This window comes from Roseomonas haemaphysalidis, from assembly GCF_017355405.1.
Taxonomy (GTDB): domain Bacteria; phylum Pseudomonadota; class Alphaproteobacteria; order Acetobacterales; family Acetobacteraceae; genus Pseudoroseomonas; species Pseudoroseomonas haemaphysalidis.
In genome coordinates, this window is record NZ_CP061179.1 from 115520 (window position 1) to 136090 (window position 20571).

General features: G+C 66.2%; 17 protein-coding genes and 1 pseudogene. 2 read left to right on the forward strand and 16 right to left on the reverse strand.

What is annotated here, in order from left to right; all coding sequences use genetic code 11:
* From IAI59_RS20190 to IAI59_RS20225, 8 genes are read right to left on the reverse strand one after another with little or no spacing between them, the layout of a single operon-like run.
* Positions 1-885, reverse strand: coding sequence for an ABC transporter permease (locus IAI59_RS20190; RefSeq protein WP_207415470.1), 885 nt, complete (start codon positions 883-885; stop codon positions 1-3).
* The gene (locus IAI59_RS20195; RefSeq protein WP_207415469.1) at positions 882-1817 is read right to left on the reverse strand and encodes an ABC transporter permease; all 936 of its coding nucleotides are present in this window, start codon (positions 1815-1817) and stop codon (positions 882-884) included. The genes IAI59_RS20190 and IAI59_RS20195 overlap by 4 nt, the downstream gene beginning before the upstream one ends.
* Positions 1817-3361, reverse strand: coding sequence for an ABC transporter substrate-binding protein (locus IAI59_RS20200; RefSeq protein ID WP_207415468.1), 1545 nt, complete (start codon positions 3359-3361; stop codon positions 1817-1819). Before IAI59_RS20200 ends, IAI59_RS20195 begins: the two co-directional genes overlap by 1 nt.
* Positions 3358-5145 (reverse strand): dipeptide ABC transporter ATP-binding protein, encoded by a 1788-nt coding sequence (locus IAI59_RS20205; protein WP_207415467.1) that lies wholly within the window; start codon positions 5143-5145, stop codon positions 3358-3360. The genes IAI59_RS20200 and IAI59_RS20205 overlap by 4 nt, the downstream gene beginning before the upstream one ends.
* The gene (locus IAI59_RS20210) at positions 5135-6055 is read right to left on the reverse strand and encodes an ABC transporter permease (protein ID WP_207415466.1); all 921 of its coding nucleotides are present in this window, start codon (positions 6053-6055) and stop codon (positions 5135-5137) included. The genes IAI59_RS20205 and IAI59_RS20210 overlap by 11 nt, the downstream gene beginning before the upstream one ends.
* The gene (locus IAI59_RS20215) at positions 6052-7074 is read right to left on the reverse strand and encodes an ABC transporter permease (protein WP_207415465.1); all 1023 of its coding nucleotides are present in this window, start codon (positions 7072-7074) and stop codon (positions 6052-6054) included. Before IAI59_RS20215 ends, IAI59_RS20210 begins: the two co-directional genes overlap by 4 nt.
* A 10-nt stretch (positions 7075-7084) precedes the next feature.
* On the reverse strand, positions 7085-8767 hold the full coding sequence (locus IAI59_RS20220; RefSeq protein ID WP_207415464.1) for an ABC transporter substrate-binding protein: 1683 nt from the start codon (positions 8765-8767) through the stop codon (positions 7085-7087).
* Between the two features lie 24 nt (positions 8768-8791).
* Positions 8792-10246, reverse strand: a complete 1455-nt coding sequence (locus IAI59_RS20225; RefSeq protein ID WP_207443929.1) for an MmgE/PrpD family protein — start codon at positions 10244-10246, stop codon at positions 8792-8794.
* A 49-nt stretch (positions 10247-10295) separates the two neighbouring features.
* On the opposite strand from IAI59_RS20225, the gene IAI59_RS20230 reads away from it, so the two are divergent.
* Positions 10296-11075 (forward strand): GntR family transcriptional regulator, encoded by a 780-nt coding sequence (locus tag IAI59_RS20230; RefSeq protein ID WP_207415462.1) that lies wholly within the window; start codon positions 10296-10298, stop codon positions 11073-11075.
* Positions 11076-11276: 201 nt separating this feature from the next.
* Here the strand turns inward: IAI59_RS20230 and IAI59_RS20235 are convergent.
* From IAI59_RS20235 to IAI59_RS20245, 3 genes and pseudogenes are all read right to left on the reverse strand, one after another.
* Positions 11277-11789 (reverse strand): annotated as a pseudogene (locus tag IAI59_RS20235) (methyltransferase regulatory domain-containing protein); the annotation flags it as partial.
* A 248-nt stretch (positions 11790-12037) separates the two neighbouring features.
* On the reverse strand, positions 12038-12472 hold the full coding sequence (locus tag IAI59_RS20240) for a class I SAM-dependent methyltransferase (protein ID WP_207415460.1): 435 nt from the start codon (positions 12470-12472) through the stop codon (positions 12038-12040).
* 9 nt (positions 12473-12481) lie between these two features.
* Positions 12482-12664 (reverse strand): hypothetical protein, encoded by a 183-nt coding sequence (locus IAI59_RS20245; RefSeq protein WP_207415459.1) that lies wholly within the window; start codon positions 12662-12664, stop codon positions 12482-12484.
* Positions 12665-13423: 759 nt separating this feature from the next.
* Between IAI59_RS20245 and IAI59_RS23405 the strand changes: the two genes are divergently transcribed.
* Positions 13424-13546: a hypothetical protein gene (locus IAI59_RS23405; protein ID WP_272874577.1), complete on the forward strand. Its 123-nt coding sequence runs from the start codon at positions 13424-13426 to the stop codon at positions 13544-13546.
* Between the two features lie 45 nt (positions 13547-13591).
* On the opposite strand, the gene IAI59_RS20250 is transcribed toward IAI59_RS23405, so the two are convergent.
* The 5 genes from IAI59_RS20250 to IAI59_RS20270 form a co-directional block, all read right to left on the reverse strand.
* Positions 13592-15373 carry a glycoside hydrolase family 15 protein gene (locus tag IAI59_RS20250; RefSeq protein ID WP_207415458.1) on the reverse strand — a complete coding sequence of 594 codons (1782 nt, stop codon included), beginning with the start codon at positions 15371-15373 and terminating at the stop codon, positions 13592-13594.
* A 12-nt stretch (positions 15374-15385) separates the two neighbouring features.
* Positions 15386-16372: an SDR family oxidoreductase gene (locus IAI59_RS20255; RefSeq protein ID WP_207415538.1), complete on the reverse strand. Its 987-nt coding sequence runs from the start codon at positions 16370-16372 to the stop codon at positions 15386-15388.
* Positions 16373-16592: 220 nt separating this feature from the next.
* Positions 16593-17684 (reverse strand): adenosine deaminase family protein, encoded by a 1092-nt coding sequence (locus tag IAI59_RS20260; RefSeq protein ID WP_207415457.1) that lies wholly within the window; start codon positions 17682-17684, stop codon positions 16593-16595.
* A 4-nt stretch (positions 17685-17688) separates the two neighbouring features.
* Positions 17689-19167 carry an ABC transporter substrate-binding protein gene (locus IAI59_RS20265; RefSeq protein WP_207415456.1) on the reverse strand — a complete coding sequence of 493 codons (1479 nt, stop codon included), beginning with the start codon at positions 19165-19167 and terminating at the stop codon, positions 17689-17691.
* 736 nt (positions 19168-19903) lie between these two features.
* Positions 19904-20539, reverse strand: a complete 636-nt coding sequence (locus IAI59_RS20270; RefSeq protein WP_207415455.1) for a TetR/AcrR family transcriptional regulator — start codon at positions 20537-20539, stop codon at positions 19904-19906.
* Positions 20540-20571: the final 32 nt, after the last annotated feature.

Consider the following 20571-nt stretch of genomic DNA (forward strand, 5'->3'; position numbering starts at 1 on the left):
TCAGATCACCACCCGGCCGGCGCCAGCCGTCTTGCGCGGGTCCAGCGTGTCGCGCAGCGCGTCGCCCAACAGGTTGAAGCCGATCACGGTGACGGAAATGGCAAGGCCGGGGAACACGTAGGTCCACCACTCGCCCGAGAAGATGAAGCGCCGGGCATCGGCCAGCATGCCGCCCCAGCTTGGCAGCGGCGGCTCCACGCCGAGCCCCACGAAGGACAACGACGCCTCCACCACGATGCCGACCGCGATCAGCAGCGTCGCCTGCACCACCACCGGCGACAGGCAGTTTGGCAGCACATCGCCCAGCATGATGGACAGGGTGCGCGCGCCTTGCAGGCGGCGGGCCTGAACGTAGTCGGCCCGCGCCTCCAGCAGCGCCCCGCCATGCGCTACGCGCGCCAGCGGCGGCATGTAGAGGACGCCGACCAGCAGCACGATCTTGCTTTCGTTGGGCAGCATGAATGGGCCCAGGGGTAAGGGGCCGACGCCGATGATGCCGACGATGGCGATGGCCCAGATCAGCATGGGGATGGAGGCGAGCCCATCCATGCTGCGCATCGCCACCTGTTCCCACCAGCCGCGCAGCATGGCGGCGGTGACGCCGAGGGTGACGCCGCCGAGAAGACCGATCACCACCGCCAGCAGGCCCACGGCCAGCGAGGGGCGTGCGCCCCAGAGCAGACGGCTCAAGACGTCCCGCCCCGTCTGGTCGGTGCCCAGCCAGTGCGCGGCGGAGGGCGGCGCCAGCTTGCGGGCGAGGTCCACCGCCAGCGGGTCGTAGGGCGCGAGCCAGGGTGCCAGCAGCGCCACGGCGGCCACCACCAGCACGATGGCGGCACCCACCGCGCCGGCGGGGCGGCGCAGCAGGGAGCGCAGCGCGCTCATTCCGCCACCCGCGGGTCGATCAGCCGGTAGAGGAGGTCCGCGACCAGGTTCGCCAAAAGGAAGATGGCGGTGATGATCAGCACCACGTCCAGGATCACGATGTAGTCGCGGCGAAAGATGGCGTTGAGCAGTGCGCGCGACATGCCGGGGATGGTGAAGACCTGCTCCACGATCAGCGCCCAGCCGAACATGTAACCGAAGGACATGGCGGCCACCGTCACCACCGGGCTCAGTGCGTTCCGCAGCACGTAGGTCATGATCCGCCCACGCCCCAGCCCCATGGCGCGCGAAACCCGCACATGGTCCGCCAGCATGACGTCCCCCATGGCCGAACGGGTCATGCGGCTGATGATAGCGACGTAGTATAGCCCGAGCGAGATGGCCGGCAGCGTGACCGAGCGCAGGTGCGGCCCCACCCCTTCCGACCACGGCACGTAGCCGCCGGCGGGAAACCAGCCGAGGCCCACGGCCCCCCAGGCGATCAACATCAGCCCGAGCCAGAAGCCGGGGATCGACACGCCGATGGTGGCCAGCGCCCGGGCGCCATGGTCAACCCATGTGTCCTCGTGCAGCGCGGACAGGATGCCGAGCGGCACGGCCAGCACCAGCGACAGCAGGAAGGCCCAGAGCACCAGCTCCAGCGTCACCGGCAGGGTCTGGGCGACGGTGCGGGTGATGGAGGTGTCGTCCACCAGCGAGCGGCCGAAGTCGCCGCGCAGCGAGCGCCCCGCCCAATCCAGGTATTGCTGCACCACCGGCCGGTCCAGGCCGTTGTCGGCGTCGAACTGCGCGATGTCCTCTTCCGTCGCGTCCATCCCCAGCACCACCCGGGCGGGCGACACGGGGTTGGCGTGGATCAGCGCGAAGAGCACGATGCTGACGCCAAGCAGCACGCCGAGCGAGCCCAGCAGCCGGTTGAGCAGGGCCCACATCAGGCCAGCGTCACGTCGCGCAGCGCCATGGACAGGCCGCTGTTGGGCTTGAAGCCGCGCACCTCGTCCCGCCACGCATTGGCGACGCCAACAAAGCCGAGCCAGATGCCCGGGCAATCCTCCACCAGCAGGTCCTGGATGCGCATCAGCACGGGGTCGAGGCGCGCGCTGTCGGTGTAGCGGTAGCTTTCCTGGATCAGGGCATCCAACGCCGGGTTGGTGTAGCCCGACGAGCGCGACATGCCTTGGTTAGCGGTGTAGCAGATCTGGATGATGAAGGTGGGGTCGGCCGGCGCCATCAGTGGCATCAGCGAAGCCACCTGCGTGCCCGCCTGCGCGCGCGTCAGGATCTGTGGTTGTTCCATCAGCGTGATCTTCATGGTGATGCCGACGGCGGCGAGCTGTGACTGCATCACCACCGCGCTATCCTTGGCGTCGAACAGATAGGGGATGGACGGGACCAGCAGCTCGAATTCCGGCCTGCCGGCGTATTTCGACTGCGCCAGGAAGCTGCGCGCACGCTCCGGATTATAATCAATCTGGGCGTTGGCCTTGCTGTTGTAGTAGGAGGTCGCGGTCGGTGCCGGCGTCGCTGTGGCATCCAGCAGGCCGTACAGCACGTCCCGCGCGATGGCCTTGCGGTCGATGGCGCAGGACACGGCCTTGCGGAAGTTCACGTCGTCGAACGGTGCGCGCTTGCTATTGATTTGCATGAACCACATGCCGCCCAGCGCCACGGTGCTGCCGGTCTTGATACCCGGCGCCGTCTTCAAGCGCTCGAAGTCACGCGGCGGAGGCGCGGAGATGATCTGCGACTGCCCGGTCATCAGGTAGGCGAGGCGCGTGGAATCCTCGGGTACGATCTTGGCCACCACGCGGTCCCAGGCCGGCGTGCCGCGGCGCCAGTAATTGGCGTTGCGCTGCAGCACGATCTGCGTGTCCGGCTGCCATTCCACGAAAGCGCCCGGCCCGGTGCCGACGCCCACCGGCGCGGACTTAAAGCCATCGTCGCCGATCGCCTCGCGCGAGCCCTTGGGGAAGACCGCCATGAACTTCTGCATGTACTGCAGCCAGGGGCGGTAGGGGTGCTTCAACAGGAAGGTGACGCGGGTCGGGCTTTCCACCTCGATCCGCTCGATCGGCGAGAACAGAGAGCGGCGCAGCGAGCGGTTCTTGGGGTCCAGCATGTACTCGTAGGAGTACTTCACGTCCTCGGCGCTGAACTTCGCGCCGTTGTGGAACTGCACGTCGTCCCGCAGGTCGAAGGTGAAGCGCAGGGCGTCGTCCGAAATGGTGGGCATGGCGCGCGCCAGGCAGGGCACCAGCTCGCCGTCCAAGCTGGTTTCCAGCAGGTTCTCGAACACCGTGTTGGTGATCGCCATGGCGTCGTGGTTGGAGATCTGGATCGGGTCCAGCGTGCTGGGGTTGTTGGGCAGCGCGACCGTCAGCGTCTTGTCCGCCGCCACGGCCCAGCGCGGGGCGGACAACAGGCCGAGCCCGGCGGCGGCGCCGGCCTGGAACAGGGTGCGTCGGTTCAGGCTCATGACAGGGCCTCCTCGGGCGACAGGGTGGGGGCGGCGCCGGCGGCCTGGCTTTCCGGCAGGCAGCGGATGGCGCGGCCGTCGGGCAAGGGCAGCAGGGGCTGCGGGGTGTGATGGCAATCGGGGCGCGCCTGCGGGCAGCGGGTGGCCAGGTAGCAGCCACGTGGCAGGTCCACAGGGCTCGGGATCTCGCCTTCCAGCGCGGCCGCGGGCACGTGGTCGATGCGCCGGCGGGTGGGGTCGGGCGCCAGGTGGGCGGACAACAGGGCGCGGGCGTAGGGGTGGCGCGGCGCCTGGAAGACCTGCTCGCGCGTGCCGTGCTCGACCACCTGCCCCAGGTACATCACGGCCACGCGGTGGCTCAGCTGCTCAACCGTGTTCAGATCGTGCGAGATGAAGAGGAAGGAAGTGCCCAGCCGTGCCTGGATGTCGCGCAGCAGCGTCACAATGCCAACGCGCGCCAGAGGCGTCAGCGCCGACGTTGGCTCGTCCAGCACGATCAGCGCCGGGTCGGCGGCGATGGCGCGGGCGATGGACAGGCGCTGTTGCGCGCCGGCCGACAGGCCGCGCGGCCGTAGCCGCGCCGCTTCCGCCGGCAGGCCGACCAGCGCCAGCAGCTCCGCCACCCGGGCTGCGTCCGGCCGCTCCAGCGCCTCGCCGAGGATTTCGGCCGCCGTCCAGCGCGGGTCCAGCGCGTCCAGCGGGTCCTGAAACACGATCTGCACACGCCGCCGCATGCGGCGCAGCTCGGCCGGCGGCAGTTGCAGCAGGTCGCGCCCCTCGAACAGCACGCTGCCGCTGTCGGGTTCGACCAGCCGCAGCAGGCAGCGCCCCACGGTGGTCTTGCCGGAACCGCTTTCACCTACCAGCCCCAGCGTTTCGCCACGGCCAATGGCAAGGTCTACCCGGTCCACTGCCTGCAGCCGCTTGCCACTGCCGCGCAGGGTGAAGCCCTTGCACAGCCCCTGTACCGCCAGCAGCGGCTCAGGCTCCGCCGGGGGGGCGGGCGGGGCCGAGTGGCGCAGCGACAGCAGCGTGCGGCTGTAGTCGTCGGCCGGATGCGCAAAGAAATCCCGGGTGTCGCCCTGCCCCACGATGCGGCCCTGCTGCATCACCGCCACACGGTCACAGTAGTTGGCGATGATGCCGAGGTCCTGGGTCATCAGCAGCACGGCGGACCCCGCTGCCCGGGCGGTGCGCGACAGCTCGTCCAGGAACTGCGCCTGGATGGTGACGTCGAGCCCGCTGGTCGGCTCGTCCGCCACCAGCAGGCGCGGGCCGGCACCCACCGCCATGGCAATCAGCACGCGCTGGGCCATGCCGCCGCTGATCTCGTGCGGATAGGCCTCGGCACGGCGCTCGGGGTCGTTCAAGCCCAGTCGCCGCAGCAGGCCGATGGCGCGCGACTTCGCCTCGGGGCGCGAGATCGGCAGGTGGGCGCGCAGCACGCCGCCGATCTGGCTGCCCACCGTGTGCAGCGGGCTGAGCGAGCCACGCGGATTCTGGACGATCAACCCGATGCGCCGGCCGCGCAGCTCGCGCCGCCGCGCCTCGGGCAGCGCCAGCAGGTCGGTGCCTTCCAGCAGCACCTGGCCGCCGAGGATGCGGCCGGGCGGCCGCGCCAACCCCAACAGCGCGAGGCCAAGGGTCGATTTGCCGGCACCCGAATCCCCGGTCAGGCCCAGGATCTCGCCCGGCATGATGTCGAGGTCGATGCCATCCACGGCGGGCGGGCCCTCGAAGCCGACCGAAAGGCCGCGCACGGACAGCACGGGCTCAGCGGGCATGGCGGCGCTCCAGCCCATTGCCGAAGGCGGCGTAGCCGAACACCGTGATGGAGATGGCCAGTCCCGGGAACAGCGAGGGCCACCATTCGCCCTGGATGATCTGGTCGGCGCCCGCCGCGATCATCAGTCCCCATTCCGGCGTCGGCGGCCTGACGCCCGCGCCCACGAAGGACAGGCCCGCCGTCATCAGGATGGCGAAACCGACGGTGACAGAGGCCTGGATCATCGCTGGCGCGAGCGCGTTGGGCAGCACATGACGCAGCGCGATGAAGGCTTCGCGCTTGCCCAGCGCCCGGGCGGCATCCACGAAGCCGCGGTTGCGCTGCACCAGCACCTCGGCGCGCGTCAGGCGGATGTAGATGGGGGTGTAGAGCAGCGCCAGCGTCAGCACGATGGTGGTGGCGCTGCGGCCGGCCAGCGTCACCAGGATCATGCCGGTGATGAACACGGGGAAGGCCTGTACCAAGTCGGACAGGCGCATCACCAGCGCCGCCACCCAGGGCCGCGCGGTGCCAGCCAGCAGTCCCAGCAGGCTGCCCAGCAGCAGCGAAGCGAGATTGGCGCCCACCGCAATGGCGACATCGGCGCGCGGCGCCGCGATGACGCGGGAAAACACGTCGAGCCCTGCGTTGTCCGTGCCGAACCAGTAGATCGGCTCATGTGGCGCGCCAGTCAGCGCCTGCCACAAAAGGCCCGGCACCTCGGCCAGCGCGGGCGGCGGCACGGCGATATCGTCCGTCGGGCGACCGACGTCATAGGGGGTGATCCACGGGCCCACCACCATCAGCACCAGCGACAGCGCGACGATGGCGGCGCCGATGCGGAACAACAGGTCCGGCACCGGGCGGGCGATGCCGGCGCGCAGCTCGGCGGCGACCAGCCCGGCCTCGACGGGGGCGGCGTCGCTCACGACGCCAGCCTCGGGTCGAGCAGCGCGTGCACCAGGTCGAGGGTGAGGTACACGAACAGCGAGACAGCGGCGATGACCAGCACCACGGCCTGGATGGCCGGGTAGTCGAAGGCCAGCACCGAGCGCACGGCGTAGGAGCCGATGCCGCCCAGCGAGAAGACGGATTCGATCAGCACCGCGCCCCCCAGGATGTAGCCGTAGAGCACGCCCAGCAACGTCAGCGCCGGGGCCAACGCGTTCTTCAGCGCGATGCGCGCGATGCGCCCCGGCGTCAGCCCCGCCGCGCGGCCGAACAGCACGTAGTCCGAGGCCAGCACGCGCACCATGTTTTGGCGCACCATCTTCACGATGGGGCCGGACAAGACGAAGACCTTGGTCAGGACCGGCAGCATCAGGTGGTGCAACCCGTCGCGGAAGGCGGCCATGTCGCCCGCCAGCAGTGAGTCCACCGTGATGAAGCCGGTCACCGCCGGCGGCGGCGAGGCCATGGGGTTGAGCCGGCCGAGCGGCGCGGGCGCCCAGCCGAGCTGCGCGAAGAAGAAGAAGATGAACAGCAGGCCCCACCAGAATTCCGGCTGCGAGCCGGCGAAGAGGCTGTAGCCGAAGGTCGCCTTGTCCGCGGCCCCGCCCGGGCGGATGGCGCAGACCATGCCGAGCGGCACGGACACGATGAATGCCAGCACGAAGGAGATGGTGATCAGCTCCAGCGTGATCGGCAATACGCGGGCGATCTCGCGCGACACCGGCTCGCCGCTGACCCAGGAGCGGCCGAAGTCGCCTTGCAGCAGGCCGGACGATCCGGGCATCACACCCAGATAGCTGCCGAACTGCTCCAGCACCGGCCGGTCCAGCCCGAGCGAGCGCTGCGAGGCGAGGTAGGCGTCGCGTGACGCGTTCAGGCCCACCAGCCGCGCCACGGGGTCTGCCGGCAGCAGGCGGATGGCGAAGAATACCACCAGCGCCAGCCCCACAAGCTGCACCATGGCGGTCGCCAGGCGGCGGGAAATAAAGGAGATCATGCCCGCTCCGTCACGGCGCCAGCGTCAACTCGAACAGGCGCAGCGAGTTGTCCGGGTGCCAGGTCAGGCCCGACAGCCGGTCGGAGAAGGCCCACTGCGTCTTGGTCTCGACCAGCGGCAGCCAAGCGAGGTCGCGCTGCACCAGGTTCTGGATCTGGCTGAGCAGCGGCGCGCGCCTGGCCGGGTCCGGCTCGGTCTGCGCGGCGGTGAACAGGCGGTCCAGCTCCGGGTTGTCGTAGTTGGTGATGTTGTTGACGCCGCCGGCCGCCGGCGAGACGAAGTACAGGCGCGTGGCATAGACCACGTCCGGGCCCACCGGCTTCTCCGTGTCACTCAATGCCATGGGCAGGTCCTTCTTGACCATGCGGCGGTCGGCGAACTGAGTTTGCGGCATGGGGTCGAGTTGCACGCGCACGCCAATGTCGCCGAGTGCCGACTGGATCGCCGTGGCGATCGGGCCGAGATAGGATTCCCGCTCGGCCGTGAAGGACAGGCGGAAGGCGTCGGGGAAGGCCTCCAGGCCGCGGCCCTCGGGGTAGCCTGCCTCCGCCAGCAGGGCACGGGCGCGGGCGAGGTCACGCGGGTACTGGGTGTCGGGCCTGACGTAGCCGGACAGCACCTCGGTGAAGTGGCCTTCCCACTGGCGGGCCGCGCCGGCATAGCCGATGCGCGAGATCTGATCGTACGGCATGGCGAAGGCCAGCGCCTGCCGCAGCTTCGGGTTGTCGAAGGGGGGTGTGCGCCAGTTGAGGCCCATCACCAATGTCTCATTGCCGAAGATGCCGGCGACCTTGACACCGCGCGCCCGCGCCAGCCCCTGGAACTCCCGCGCCGTCAGCCGCTGCGTCAGTTGTGCCTGGCCGGAGCGCAGCGTCAGCGCGCGGTTGGCGCTTTGCGGCACGCGCTTGATCACCACACGGTCGATGTTGGGGCGGCCACGGTAGTAGTCGGGATTGGCGCGCAAGACGAACTCGTCGTCCTTGACCCAGCGCTCCAGGCAATAAGGCCCGAAGCCGGCGGCGTTGACGGTGTTGGCGTAGGTGTGACTCCACGGGTCCTGCGGCGTGGCGTGCCTGCGCATCTCCACGCTGTCGAAGGGCGCCATGGAATAGACCGTCATCACGGTCAGAAAGAGGTTGTTCTCGGTTGACTGGCGGATGCGGATGGTGTGGTCGTCCACCTTCTCCACGGCGTCGCCGAGTTCCTTGCTGCCGCCGGTGAAGACGCTGCGATCAAAGCCCTGGATGGATGCGAGGCTGCCGAGGAACCAGTTGATCGGCGCCGCACCGCTGACCGATTTGCCACGTGCCAGCGTGTAGATCACGTCGTCGGCGGTGAAGACGTTGCCGGCGCAGCTTTTCACGCCCTGGCGCAGCTTGAAAGTCCAGGTGCGGCTGGCGGCATCGTAGCTCCATGATTCCGCGAGCCGCCCTTCGAAGCGGCTGAAATCCAGGCGGCGGATGCCTTCCTCGTTCTCGCCCGCGACGGGGAAGTCGACCAGCGTGTCCATCATGTTGATGAAGCCGGTCTGCGAGGTGTTCACGGACACCGACGGTCCGTCGTAGTCGAGGCCCGCCGGCACGTCCTCCGCCAGATACAGCAGCTGATTGCCCTGGGCGGCGGCGGCCAGCGGCCAGCACAGCGGCAGCAGGGCCAAGGCGGCGGCAGACAATCGTTTGCACAAGCGCGCCATGTTCAGAGTTCCTTTTCTGCGTTCCTAGGGCGCCAGCAAGGCGGTGAGGTCCCGCACGTCCGCGAGGCTTTCCAGCGCATCCACCATTTCGATCAGCTTCTCCCGCGCGGTTGTGGGCAGCGGTGCCTCCGCGAATTCCCAGCAGCGGCGAAACTTCGTCAGGTGCTGCTCGCGGCTCAGCCGGCGGCCGGGGCTGGCTAGCATCTGCTCGCAGCCCCAGTTACGGACTTCGCCGTTGCGCAGCGTCATCTCCACCGATACCGGCACCAGCGCATTGGGGTCCGTGCCGCCGTCGGACTGCATGCGGACACGCTGTGCCAGCGCGTGCGTCGCCGTGTCCGTCAGCTCTGCACCGCGGTAATGCGCCAGGTCAATCTCGCCGTGCAGCATCACCTTGGCGGCGACATAGGCCATGCACAGGCGCGCGTAGTTGGGCGAGGGGTCCGGTAGGTCGGGCCGTCCGCACAGCCGCGCGGTGACGGGCGGGCCGGTGACGACGACGCCGGCGACCTCGTCCGGCGTCACCCCCCGCATCAATTCCAGCAACCCTTCCACGCCGCCATGAGTAGCGCGGCCAGCGGGATAGGGCTTGTGACTCAATTCCGCGATCAGCCAGCGGCGGCCGGACAGGGCCTCCAGCGTGTCTGCCAGATCCCATTCGCCTTCGAACAAGCGGAGGTATCCGTACGGGCCTTCAAAGACGTCACGCATGCCGGGTACACCGGCGCGCGCCAAGTCGCAGGACTGCAGGGCGGCGCGGCTGTTGAATCCGACCTGCAGCGGCAGGGCGGCACTGCCTTCCACATGCGCTTGCAGCGTGCCGCTGGTTTGGGCGTATTGCAGGCCGAAGGCGCCTGTCAGCGCATCCTGGCCGAGGCCCATCAGCCGGCCAACCGCCGCCGTCGCGCCGAAGCCGCCGGCGGTCGCCGGGCGGAAGAACCGCATGGCGGAGCGGGACGCGATGCCGAGCCCGGCCGAAACGGATACACCCACCGCGCAAGCAGTGATCAGCTCCCGCCCCGAGATGCGGCCGCCACGCTCGGCCAGCGCAAGGATGGCCGGCAGTGCGGTGGCAAGCGGGTGCAGCACCGCGCCCTCGTGCACGCAGTCGTATTCCTGGCAATGCACCTGGAACGCATTGGCCATGGCGGCCGTGGTGGCCGGCACACGCTCGCGCCGCCCCCAGACGGTTGCCTCCGCATCGCTTCCCCAGCCGCCAGCCGCCACCAGAACGCCGTCCGCGCCAAAGGCGCTGGATCCGGCGATGCCGACGCCGAGCGTATCCAAGATGAAGACCTTGGCCTGCCCGACTGCATCTTCCGAAAGGTCTTCAAAGCGGGTCTGCAGAGCGTGCGCTGCGAAGCGCTCGGCCAGGAACGGTGCGGTCATGCGGAGGGAGAACAGCGGAGCAAGGGATGCACGAAATGCCTCTCCTTTATGTCTGGACAAATTCAGCGCAGAGCTTTCCGCGGCTGTCAACGCGCATAAATCTGGCCTAGAACCTTTTTGCCGATGCCGAATGAGCCGGATGCAGCTGGATGATGAAGAAGCGCGCAGACCCTGGCGAATTCATGGGCTGGACGGACTGATGGCGGACCTTCCGCTTTACCGTCAGATCCTGGAGACCTTGCAGGACCGGGTTGCCCGGGAGGTCTATCCAATCGGCAGCCAGCTCCCCACGGAGGCGGAACTGTGCGCTGAGTTCTCAGCCTCCCGCTACACGGTGCGGGAAGCACTGCGGCGGCTGGTGCAGCGCGGGCTGCTGAGCCGGCGCCGCAAGACCGGCACGGTCGTGATCGCGCGCGAGGATCACCCTGCCTACGTACAATCGATCGGATCGGTCGCGGAACTGTTCCAGTTTTCTGTCGACACGCACTTGGCTGTGCTATCTGTCGAGCGCGTCGAAAGCCCGCCGCCGCCGGTACCGTCAGATGGCGGGCCTTGGCAGCGCATCGATGGCATCCGCAGCGAGCACCGAGGCGGCCGTCAAATCTGCTACAACACGTCCTACATCCCCGTCCGCCTGGCCAATCTTGCCAAGGAGCGTCCGGCTTCCTTCGGCCCCTTCTACACTTTGCTGGAAGGCCAAGTGCCGGAGCCGATTACGCATGTGGTACAGGAGGTCACGGCCGCGCCAATGCCGGCGCATGTTGCAGCGGCGCTCGACCTGCCGCCGAATACTATCGGCCTCTGCGTGCACCGCCGCTATGTGTCCGGATCCGGTACTCTGATTGCATCGTTTAATTGGCACGCAGCTGAACGCTTCGTGCTGCGATCGCAACTGCAGCGCTCCGAATCAAATTCGTAAAAGTAATGACGGTTGTAGAAAATGCAGAATCGATGTAAGTGAGCAGATTTTATAAGAGTTCATAGTGAAATACAATAATTACGAGGAAGACTTTGCCGGATCACTCTGGCTTTGGGATTTATGCTGTCGTGGCCATTGGAAAGGCTGTTCCGAGTGAAGGAAGGATGCGGTACCTCAGATCACTGCTCGCTAACTGGCGATTCAGGGCGCAAATCCGTTCAGCAGGCGGCGGATTGAGCAGCGTTGGATGCGCCAGGTTCGCCAGATCAGCATCTGGGTCGCTTGGTTCAGCAACATTGGGTGGAGAGGCGCAGCGGTAGCCTGAGCCAGCGCGGCCAAGCTCTTTGGTCCATGGGCCAGAGACTTCAGCAGTGGATCAAACAGCGTTGCCTCACCCTCGACCGGTCCGATCGGTGTTTGAAACGTCAAGCCGCCGCTGACGGGCGCGTCTGGCAACGCTGCCAGGACCAAGGTCGCAAGGGCTGAGGCGTGTGCGGGCGGTGACAATGGTTCATCACCCATGCGGTACAGGTCACGACGAAAGGACTGGTTGCGGGCGATGTCGCGCATCGTTTCTGCCGTTGTAATAGTCCTGGCTCGAGCTAGCAATCTACGTGTTGCAGCTGGCAAGCAAACGGCATCAATATTATCGAAGGGCGCAGCACTGCCGATGTAGCAGCAACCTATGCCATGGAAAGCTTCCACCATGTCTCCGACATGAAGGGGCTCCTAGGGCGCTGGTAACAGTTCATGTGCCAGCGCTGCCGCAGCCTGCCCACGCGCGGCGTCTAGGCGCTGCCGCTCTTGCGGTGCTGCCACGAACAGACCCGCGCCGGCCTTATCCATCTGCAGGAGCAAGGCTAGTCCTGCGTACGCGCCTCGGGCGGAACCGCCTGGTGTCTGAGCCGCCATTTGGCGCACGAGGCGCTGTGCCGCCGCGGTCGCGGACATGTCAGGATGCGTCATGTAGTGCGCGCATAAACCAACCCACCCGGCTGGAGCCGCCTTGCGATGACATCCAGCGCCGCCTGCCGCGCGCCGGGGGAGGTCCAGGACAGCACACCATGCGTGGCAACGACGTCGAAGGGCTTGCCCGCTTGCTCATCCGAAAGCGTTCGAACAGCGGAGTGGACCGCCTGCAGGTTGTCCGGCCCGGCTGCATCCCGCCGCAGTCGGGCGATCTGCGCGGAATCCGTGTCCATAGCGACAACCTGTGCCAGGGGGTGAACCGCAGCGGTGACCAGCGCGTTCAACCCGGCACCGCAGCCCAGTTCGCACCAGCGAAACGGCCGTGACAGGTCTGGCCCCGCTTCCCCCAACGCGCGGGTAACGGCGTCCAGCCAGGCCGGCATCATCTCCCGGTGGAACCGCGGCGGGTAGGGAATGTCGCTGGACATAGCCGTCTGTCACCGCCTGCTCCTGTGCGACCAGCGGCGGGGGGCGATGCGCAGCATCGTATCACCATCTTGGTTCCGGCCGGTACCCGACTTGTAGACGGCATTGACAATCCCGTCGCGGCCGAGGGAGGCATGGTTGGCCAGTCGCGCGGGGCCGAGGTTGGCCATGATCCTGCCGTCCGCATCGGTCACCGTCACTGTACTGCGGCTCGACTGCTGACATTGGCCCGGCGCTGCATGGGATCGAACGCCACATTCAATGCGTCAGCGCCCACCGGCGTATCGGCGACCACGGCACCGCTTCCGCCGTCCAGCACCGTCCGGGTGTCGCTACCCTGGGCCGCCACATAGATGCGGCCGCTACGCGGATCATGCGAAGGAACTTGCAGAACAAGTCCTGGACCAAATCCGCTACCCGTTCGTGGCAGCGCACCCAGCCCCTGAGCCAAGCCAGGAGCTAACTGCGGTGGTCAGCATAAAGGCAGGCAGCAAAGATCTGGGACATCTGGGATGATTACGTCAAAATATTGTCGAACTGACGTATAGCAGCGTTGCTGCGCAACGTTTTCAATCAGCCTCTCTGACGAAAAGGTGCGGTTCCCTACCCAACAGCACCCGACATCGGCAGCCAAGGAGCGCTGGTTACGTTCACCAGCAGTGCTCTCCAACCCTCATGGCCTGTGCATAGTCCAAGACACATGAACTGCACGATCACTCCTCACTGTGGCCATAATGAACCATAAGTAGATGCTGTGTCTGCCCAGTAACAAAAATCTGTGATGTTCCGGTATCGCCTCTGGCTATTCTCTCTGCCACACACAGTTACCGAGCGATTACCAACATCCGGTTGTTGAAAGCATGGTAGAATTTTCGATCCTTCGGACCGAGTGGGGAGACGGTCAGGTCGTATACTCCATTGTTGCGGTCGATTGGAGTTCTGGGAGCCTGCAGATGCGGGAGAGCGCGGTGCTGTTCGATAGCTACGAGGACGCCAGCGTGATGCTGGAGCAACTGCGCAGCGACGCCAATGATGACGCGGGCATGGACGCAACGAAGTGGCAAGACTTCATATGACGTCTGTTGCCAAGCGTCGCGATACTTGCGAATCCCCGGTTGCCCCTACAGATCTGCTTTACCGCCCTTCCCCAAATCAAATCGCTTGAGGGCGAGGACCGCTTGAACCAAGGCCAGATGACTGAGAGCCTGTGGGAGGTTGCCTGCAAGACGGCGGGATCCGGTGTCATATTCCTCCGACAAAAGTCCAGTACGGCCGGAGATGCCTATCACCGCCTCGATAGTTTTTGCCGCATCCTCCCGTCTCCCGGCACCCAGCATACATTCGGCTAACCAGAACGAGCACGCCAGGAATGCACCTTCCGGGACAAGGGCAGCCATACGGTGTCTCCGCACAAACCCATCATCAACGAGATGTGCTTCGATGGCTGCAAGTGTTCCCATCATGCGCGGATCACTCATCGGCAAGAAGCCGATCTTTGGTAGCAGCAGGAGCGAGGCATCGACTTCGGCCCCGCCGAAGAACGACGTGAAGCTGTTGCGGCCATGGTCGAAGCCTTCGGCGCAGATCGTCGCATGCATATGATCGCGCAACGCCACAAGGTCGGCCCGGCATTCGGAGCTGAGCTCATTTCCTCCCTGGCCCTTGAGGAACCGTTCCAGCACCACCCAAGCCATGGCTTTGGAGTAGACGTAGTGCCGCGGTTCGCCACGGCTTTCCCAAAGCCCTTGATCGGGTTCAGTCCATACCCTTGACACATGGGCAACCACGGCATGCTCCAGATGGCGGCCCTGGTCGTTCCGCTCCATGCCGGCCCGCTCGGCGATATGCAGGGCGGACATCAATTCACCCCAGACATCAAGTTGCAGTTGCCCCGCAGCCGCATTGCCGACACGAACTGGTTTGGCGAAGCGGTGGCCCGGAAGCCAATCGATCTCGGCCTCATCGAGGCGGCGGGATCCATCGACCCGGTACATGATCTGCATCTTCTCCGGGGCCCCCGCGACCGCGCGAAGGATCCAGTCACGCCAGGCACGGGCCTCGTTGACAAAGCCGCATTCGACGAAGGCGTCCAGCGTGAAGGCGGCGTCACGCAACCAGCAATAGCGGTAGTCCCAATTCATGGCCCCACCGGGCTGCTCGGGCAGGGATGTCGTCGGCGCGGCGACAAGCCCGCCGGTTGGACGGTGAATCAAGTTCCGAAGCGTCAACAGCGAACGCCGCACCGCGTCGGCGTAGCTCAACTGTGTGGTGTCCAAGGTGCGGAGCCATTCGCGCCCGCTGCGTTCCGTATCATCAAGGGCTGATCGAGCATCCACCCCATCGCTGATATGCTCGTTGGACCGCCCGTAGGCCAGAACGAACGTACGGCTTTCACCGGCTTTCAAGGCAAGTCGAGCAACGGCTGACTCGTCCTCGATGCTCAGGGACGCATCCGAATGCAAGGCCAGCTTGTCCGGACCGACATGCATGGCGAGACCTGAACCTTCATGGACGATCCAGGGCGGCATGTTGCCGTAGTCAAACCGGAATGCGGCGCGCGAAACAAGCTCGGCGCATCCGTCCACGACCTGCGCGATGCGAACCAGCAACGGGCGCCCCTGCCGCTCCGGCATAAAGTCCGTGACAACCAGGGTTCCGGTCTCGCACTGAAACTCGGTGTCCAGGACCATCGTATCGCGGCGGTAGCTTTGCCGCCGCGCAAGCACGGGGCCCGCAGGGGCAAGGCTCCAGAAGCCATGCCGCTCATCACCAAGAAGGGCAGCGCAGCAGGCGGGGGAGTCGAACCGCGGCAGGCAGAGCCAATCGATGGACCCATGCTTCGATACGAGCGCGACGGTCTCGCCATCGCCGATCATCGCGTAGTCTTCCAGGGGGACGGTCACCACTGCCGCTCGTCACACATCGAAGCGGCGTGCGAGACGATGCAATCCGAAGACGGCCAGAATGCCGGCAAGGCTCCAGAAAGCGGTGCGGTGCCGCTCCGTGAACATCTGAATGCTGCGCGGTTTGGAACGCGCATCGAACCGCCCGTGTGACCCGTAATCACCCTTCACGGGCACGAACAGATTGTTGGGAGCATCATCGGGATGCTTTTCGTCCGTCAATTGTGCGGAATAGCCGCTCTTGGCGAGATACCGGTCCAGGAATGCGGGCGCGATGCGGTTTGCGAGAATGGCCTGGACAGTGGGATAGCCTACCCACACGTTGCGCCGATCGTGCTCCGCAGCAAAACGGATGGCACGCGCCGGAACCTCGGGCTCGAAGATCGGCGCCACGGGCTGGGCACGCCGCCCCATCTTGTTGAGGGCCCAGTCGAACTGTGGCGTGTTCACGGCCGGCAGATCCACCATGGTGAGACGAACATTCAGCTTGTCGTGAATGATCTCAGACCGAAGCGAGTCCGTGAATCCGCGAATGGCCGCCTTGGCTCCACAGTAGACGGACTGAAGGGGAACAGATCGGTACGCCAATGCCGACCCGACATTCACGATGACGCCCCTGTCGCGGGTGCGCATGCGTTTCAGTGCCGACATCATGCCATGAACCTGGCCAAGATAGGTGACACGCGTTCCGCGCTCGACTTCCTCGGCCGTCAATTTCGCTACCGGCGAGAACACGGTCGCCATCGCCACGTTCACCCAAATGTCGATAGGCCCAAGCTCATGCTCGACCTTCTCCGCCGCGGCCTCAACCGCCGCGGCATCCGCGACGTCAGTGGGGATCGTCAGGGCGCGGACACCTTGTTCGCGTGCGTAGTCGGCGGCCTGTTCCAGCCGGTCCGGGTCACGCGACAGCAAAGCGACATCGTATCCGGCGCGGGCGAACTCGTCGGCCGTCGCGCGTCCAACGCCAGCGCCGGCACCTGTTATGACAACAATCATGACTGATGGATCCATCCTGTCGACCGAGGCGACCAATCACATTGCGTCCCGGCCAAGCTAGGCAATGGAACCAAACAAAATTTAACGCCTTGGATAGTATTACGAGCGTCGGAGGAGGGCATCGAAGTGATCAGCAGCGGTCGACTGCCAGCCCGCATAAACGTTCACGCGAAGACGTGGGCGGCTCCGTTGAAACACGCCACCCATGTCTGCCGTTCTCTCATTTCATAGCGGAGATCGGGCGCTCAACGGCGAGGTCGAGGACATGGTCAGCAGTGTCCAGGGCACGGTCCAGCATATCCATGCGGGTGACAAATTCAGCGCGCATGATGGCCTTGCGGTCCTCGGGCAGCCAGCTGGCTTCCAGGCCGGCCAAGCTGAGTTGACGCGCATCCCCAGGCAACCAGGCTGCAGCCGCGAACATGGTTCGCCAGCAATGGCCCATGTTGGTCCCAAAGAAAGTGGGATCGTCCGTTCCCAGTACGATATTCAAACCAGCCTCGCGCATGCGGCGGATGCGTTGCTGGCGCGGCTCGCGGTTGCCGCGAATGGATGACCAGCAGGCCATCGTGAACGGTACCTGCTCCGCCGCCGCGCGGGCGACGATCGCAGGATTGGCCAGCATGTTGTACCCATGGTCGAGCCGATCACACCCCAGGGCGTCGCGGCAATGCGTGAAGTGGACCGGTGGTCCCTCGAACATCGTCTGGTTGTCTTCGCAAACATGGGCGGTGCGGCGCAGGCCGGCACGGCCGGCGCGCCGCCAGGCCTCCACCCAGACCAGCGGCGGCCCGGCACGCTCCGCGCCGTCCAGCCCGATGCCGATCACCTGGGGGCGGGGATGTTGCTCCATCCAGTCCAGCATCTCCAGCGCTTCGGACGGCAGACAGACGCTGCGATCGATGCAGGCGATCAGCAGCGCCGTGGTGCCGAAGGCTTTTTCAGCGCGGGTCAGCCCGTCGATCAACCCGTCCACGATGACGGGATAGGTGGTGCCACTCGGCGTGTAGTAATGCGGATTGAAGAAGATCTCGGCGTGGCGGACATTGCCGTGGCGGTGCAGGTCCTCGATGCATTCGAAGGCGATGCGCGCGAACTCTTCCCGCCGCCGCACCGCCAGGGCGCCGAGCCGCAGCATTTCCAGGAAGCCGTAGAAGTCGGGCCACTGGTACAGTGTGTCTGCCGGGCGTGGCAGCCGCACGCCGTTGGCGGCCGCCAGCTCCACCAGCGTCGTCGCCCGCACCGCCCCGGCGATGTGCAGGTGCAGCTCCACCTTGGGAACGAGGTCGAGATAATCGGAATAATTCAGCATGGCGTCACCTGCCCGCGCGCGCGATGTTCCACAGGAACATGGCCGGACCCGTCGGGACATTGGATAGCTCGGCGCGCCAGGCCGAAGCGGCGACAAATTGTCCGAGCGGCATGTAGAACCCTTCTGCGGCGGCACGGGCGTGCAAGGCCCCAGCCAGCTGCTTGCGCTCCGGCTCGCTGCCGGCGGCGGCGAAGGCGGCGCGCAGCTGCTCCACTTCCCTGTCCGCCGGCCAGCCGGCAAATCCTGCCGGCCCGGCGCCAGCACCGTTCAGATAAGCGTTCTGCAAAGGTGTCTGCATGTCCGGCACGGTGTTCGTGGTGTGGAAGATGTTCCACCCCCCCGGCTGGGCGCGGCGGCCGAAGAAGGTGTTCAGGTCCATGACCTGCAGCTCTACGGTGAAGCCGAGCCGGGTCAGCAGGTCCTGCGTCACCAGACCGAGCGAGGCGATGCCGGGCGCATCGGCAGGGTGCAGAATGACCACGGGGCGGGAAAGATCGGCGCCGCTTTCCGCCAGCAGCCGACGCGCGCCTTCCAGGTCCGGTGCGGTCGGCATGCCGGCATCGGTCTCATAGGGCGTGCCGCATCCGTAGAAGGACCGGCATTCGCGCCCGTATTCGGCGCGCCCGGCGACGCCGGGCAGGTAGTCCGCCTGGTCGACCGCCAGCATCACGGCCCGCCGCACCTTGGCATTGTCGAAAGGCGGCAGGAGGTGGTTGAAGCGCAGGATGCCCTGGTAGCCGAAGGGGCTGACCACCTGCACCTTCACCTGCCGGTTCCGCTCCAGGATGGGCAAGACGTCGGCGGGCAGGCGCTCCAGGTAATCCACCTCGCCGGTGGACAGCGCACTGACCTGGCTCGACACATCGGGCATGGCGATCAGCTCCACCCGGTCGAAGGTGGCATGCTTGCCGCCACTGGCCCAGATCGCCGGTTCGGGGCGCGGCTTGTAAGCGTTATGGCGCGCCAGGACGATGCGGTCGCCCGCGCGGTATTCCTCCGCCACAAAGCGGTAAGGACCGCAGCCGACGGGCTCGGTGATCGGGCGGGTAGCCGGTGTTTCGGCCAGCCGGCGCGGCATGATCATCGGCACCATGGCGCCAGGCTTGGCCAGGGCCTCCAGCACCAGCCCGAAGGGCTGTCCCAGCGACAGGCGGAACGTGGCGGCATCCATGGGCTCCAGCGATGCGGTCGCGCGCAGGAGCAGGCCACCCAGCGCGTCCCGTGCCCCCCATCGGCGCAAACTGGTAACGCAGTCTTCCGCCGTGACCGGGCTGCCATCGTGGAACACCAGGCCTTCCCGCAACGTGAAGGTCCACACCATGCCATCATCGCTGCGCGTCCAGCGTTCCACCATCTGCGGCTGCGGGCGCCACTGGTTGTCCACCGCGAAGAGCGTATCGAATACCAGGTACGAGAAGTCGCGGGCCGTGAAGCTGGTGGTGAAGTGCGGATCCAGAATGGTGGTCAGGGTTTCGGGAACCACACGCAACGTCCGCGCCCGGTTGGGGCTCTGGCCCCACGCATGGCGAGACACCAGTGCCGGGGCGGCTAGAATGGTCGTCAGGAGAGTGCGGCGATGCATGCTGGGCCTTAATGGAAAACGATGACGCGCGCGAATACCGCGCCGAACGCTCCAGTGTCAGTACAAATCTGCCAAGATTGCGCCGGCTGCCGCTACGTGAGGGGGGAACTGAATTAGGTGACGCAGGCTTCGTTCGCCTATGAGGCCACTCACTGTTTGCTAGCGGCTGCGCGGCAGCAGCCCTCGGGAACAGCGGATGTTTGATCCATTGTCCCACTATCAATGATACAGGCCTTCAATAGACAGGGGTCCGGTCTGCTAAACGGTTTGCAGCGCAGTTATCGCCGGTCTCCAGATATTCAGAGATGGCCCACTCGCGTCTCACCTCGCAAGACCTGCTGTCGCTTGGCACTGCCGATGTCATCGGACTCCCGCATCAATTGTGCAAGGTCTCGGTGAAGTTCGACCGGTCTGCCTGCCGCGTTCATAGGAACCCGCAGGTTATGTCCAGGCGCGAGAGGCATAACAATGCCCTCCCCTTCTGGTCTCGCTATAGATCGGGATAGATGCCGCGATGCATCTCTGTGACGGCCCGAGGCAGTCGATCAAAGCGGTCGAAGGCAGGCAACTCTTCGTGCTGAGGATGCGCCAACCCTGGCCGCGAAGCAAAGATCGAGGCAGGAAAGATGATCCGTCCCTACTTGTCGTGACCCTTTGGCCAAGCCATCAGCGCCGCCCGCGCGACAGCCAGGAGCTCCCCACCCGGCGCACCATCCAGGGCTTGCACCGAGAGCCCCTGCAGAACGGAGGCGACGAGGCGCGACAGCGTGGCCGCATCCGTCCCGGCAGGAAGCATCCCTTCCGACACATCCCGCTCAATGCGCTCTTGCAGCGCCACGCGCAGGGTCGCACGAAGGGCGCGAAGCTCGCCAGCGAGAGCGGCATTCTCCGGCCCTGCCATCAGCATTCCGCTTGAGATCATGCAGCCCAGCGGTCGGCCCGGCCGGGTGACGGCGGCGACGCCGCGCTCCAGCATCCGCCGCGCCGCTTCCAGGGCCGAAGGGGTCGCGGCGATGTCCGCCGCGCTCATGCCGTCGGCGCCGTAACGACGCAGGACGGCACGGTAGAGTTCCGCCTTGTTGCCGAAGGCATGGTAGAGGCTGGGCGCCGCGATGCCCATGGCCGAGGTCAGGTCGGCAAGGCTCACGCCCTCATAGCCGTGCCGCCAGAAGAGCTCGAGCGCCGTCAGCAGCGCTTCATCCCGGTCGAAGGTGGATTGTCGGCCACGCGGCTTCGTCGGCGTGGGGCGGCCCGCGGCGGGCTTCGTGCTCATTCCCCTTGGATAACGCCTTGACAGCCGATCGC

Excerpts from the sequence above, each read along its gene's own strand:
- IAI59_RS20190 (WP_207415470.1), bottom strand. The coding sequence starts at position 885 with ATGAGCGCGCTGCGCTCCCTGCTGCGCCGCCCCGCCGGCGCGGTGGGT.
- IAI59_RS20195 (WP_207415469.1), bottom strand. The coding sequence starts at position 1,817 with ATGTGGGCCCTGCTCAACCGGCTGCTGGGCTCGCTCGGCGTGCTGCTT.
- IAI59_RS20200 (WP_207415468.1), bottom strand. The coding sequence starts at position 3,361 with ATGAGCCTGAACCGACGCACCCTGTTCCAGGCCGGCGCCGCCGCCGGG.
- IAI59_RS20205 (WP_207415467.1), bottom strand. The coding sequence starts at position 5,145 with ATGCCCGCTGAGCCCGTGCTGTCCGTGCGCGGCCTTTCGGTCGGCTTC.
- IAI59_RS20215 (WP_207415465.1), bottom strand. The coding sequence starts at position 7,074 with ATGATCTCCTTTATTTCCCGCCGCCTGGCGACCGCCATGGTGCAGCTT.
- IAI59_RS20220 (WP_207415464.1), bottom strand. The coding sequence starts at position 8,767 with ATGGCGCGCTTGTGCAAACGATTGTCTGCCGCCGCCTTGGCCCTGCTG.
- IAI59_RS20230 (WP_207415462.1), top strand. The coding sequence starts at position 10,296 with ATGCAGCTGGATGATGAAGAAGCGCGCAGACCCTGGCGAATTCATGGG.
- IAI59_RS20240 (WP_207415460.1), bottom strand. The coding sequence starts at position 12,472 with ATGTCCAGCGACATTCCCTACCCGCCGCGGTTCCACCGGGAGATGATG.
- IAI59_RS23405 (WP_272874577.1), top strand. The coding sequence starts at position 13,424 with ATGCGGGAGAGCGCGGTGCTGTTCGATAGCTACGAGGACGCCAGCGTG.
- IAI59_RS20255 (WP_207415538.1), bottom strand. The coding sequence starts at position 16,372 with ATGATTGTTGTCATAACAGGTGCCGGCGCTGGCGTTGGACGCGCGACG.
- IAI59_RS20260 (WP_207415457.1), bottom strand. The coding sequence starts at position 17,684 with ATGCTGAATTATTCCGATTATCTCGACCTCGTTCCCAAGGTGGAGCTG.
- IAI59_RS20270 (WP_207415455.1), bottom strand. The coding sequence starts at position 20,539 with ATGAGCACGAAGCCCGCCGCGGGCCGCCCCACGCCGACGAAGCCGCGT.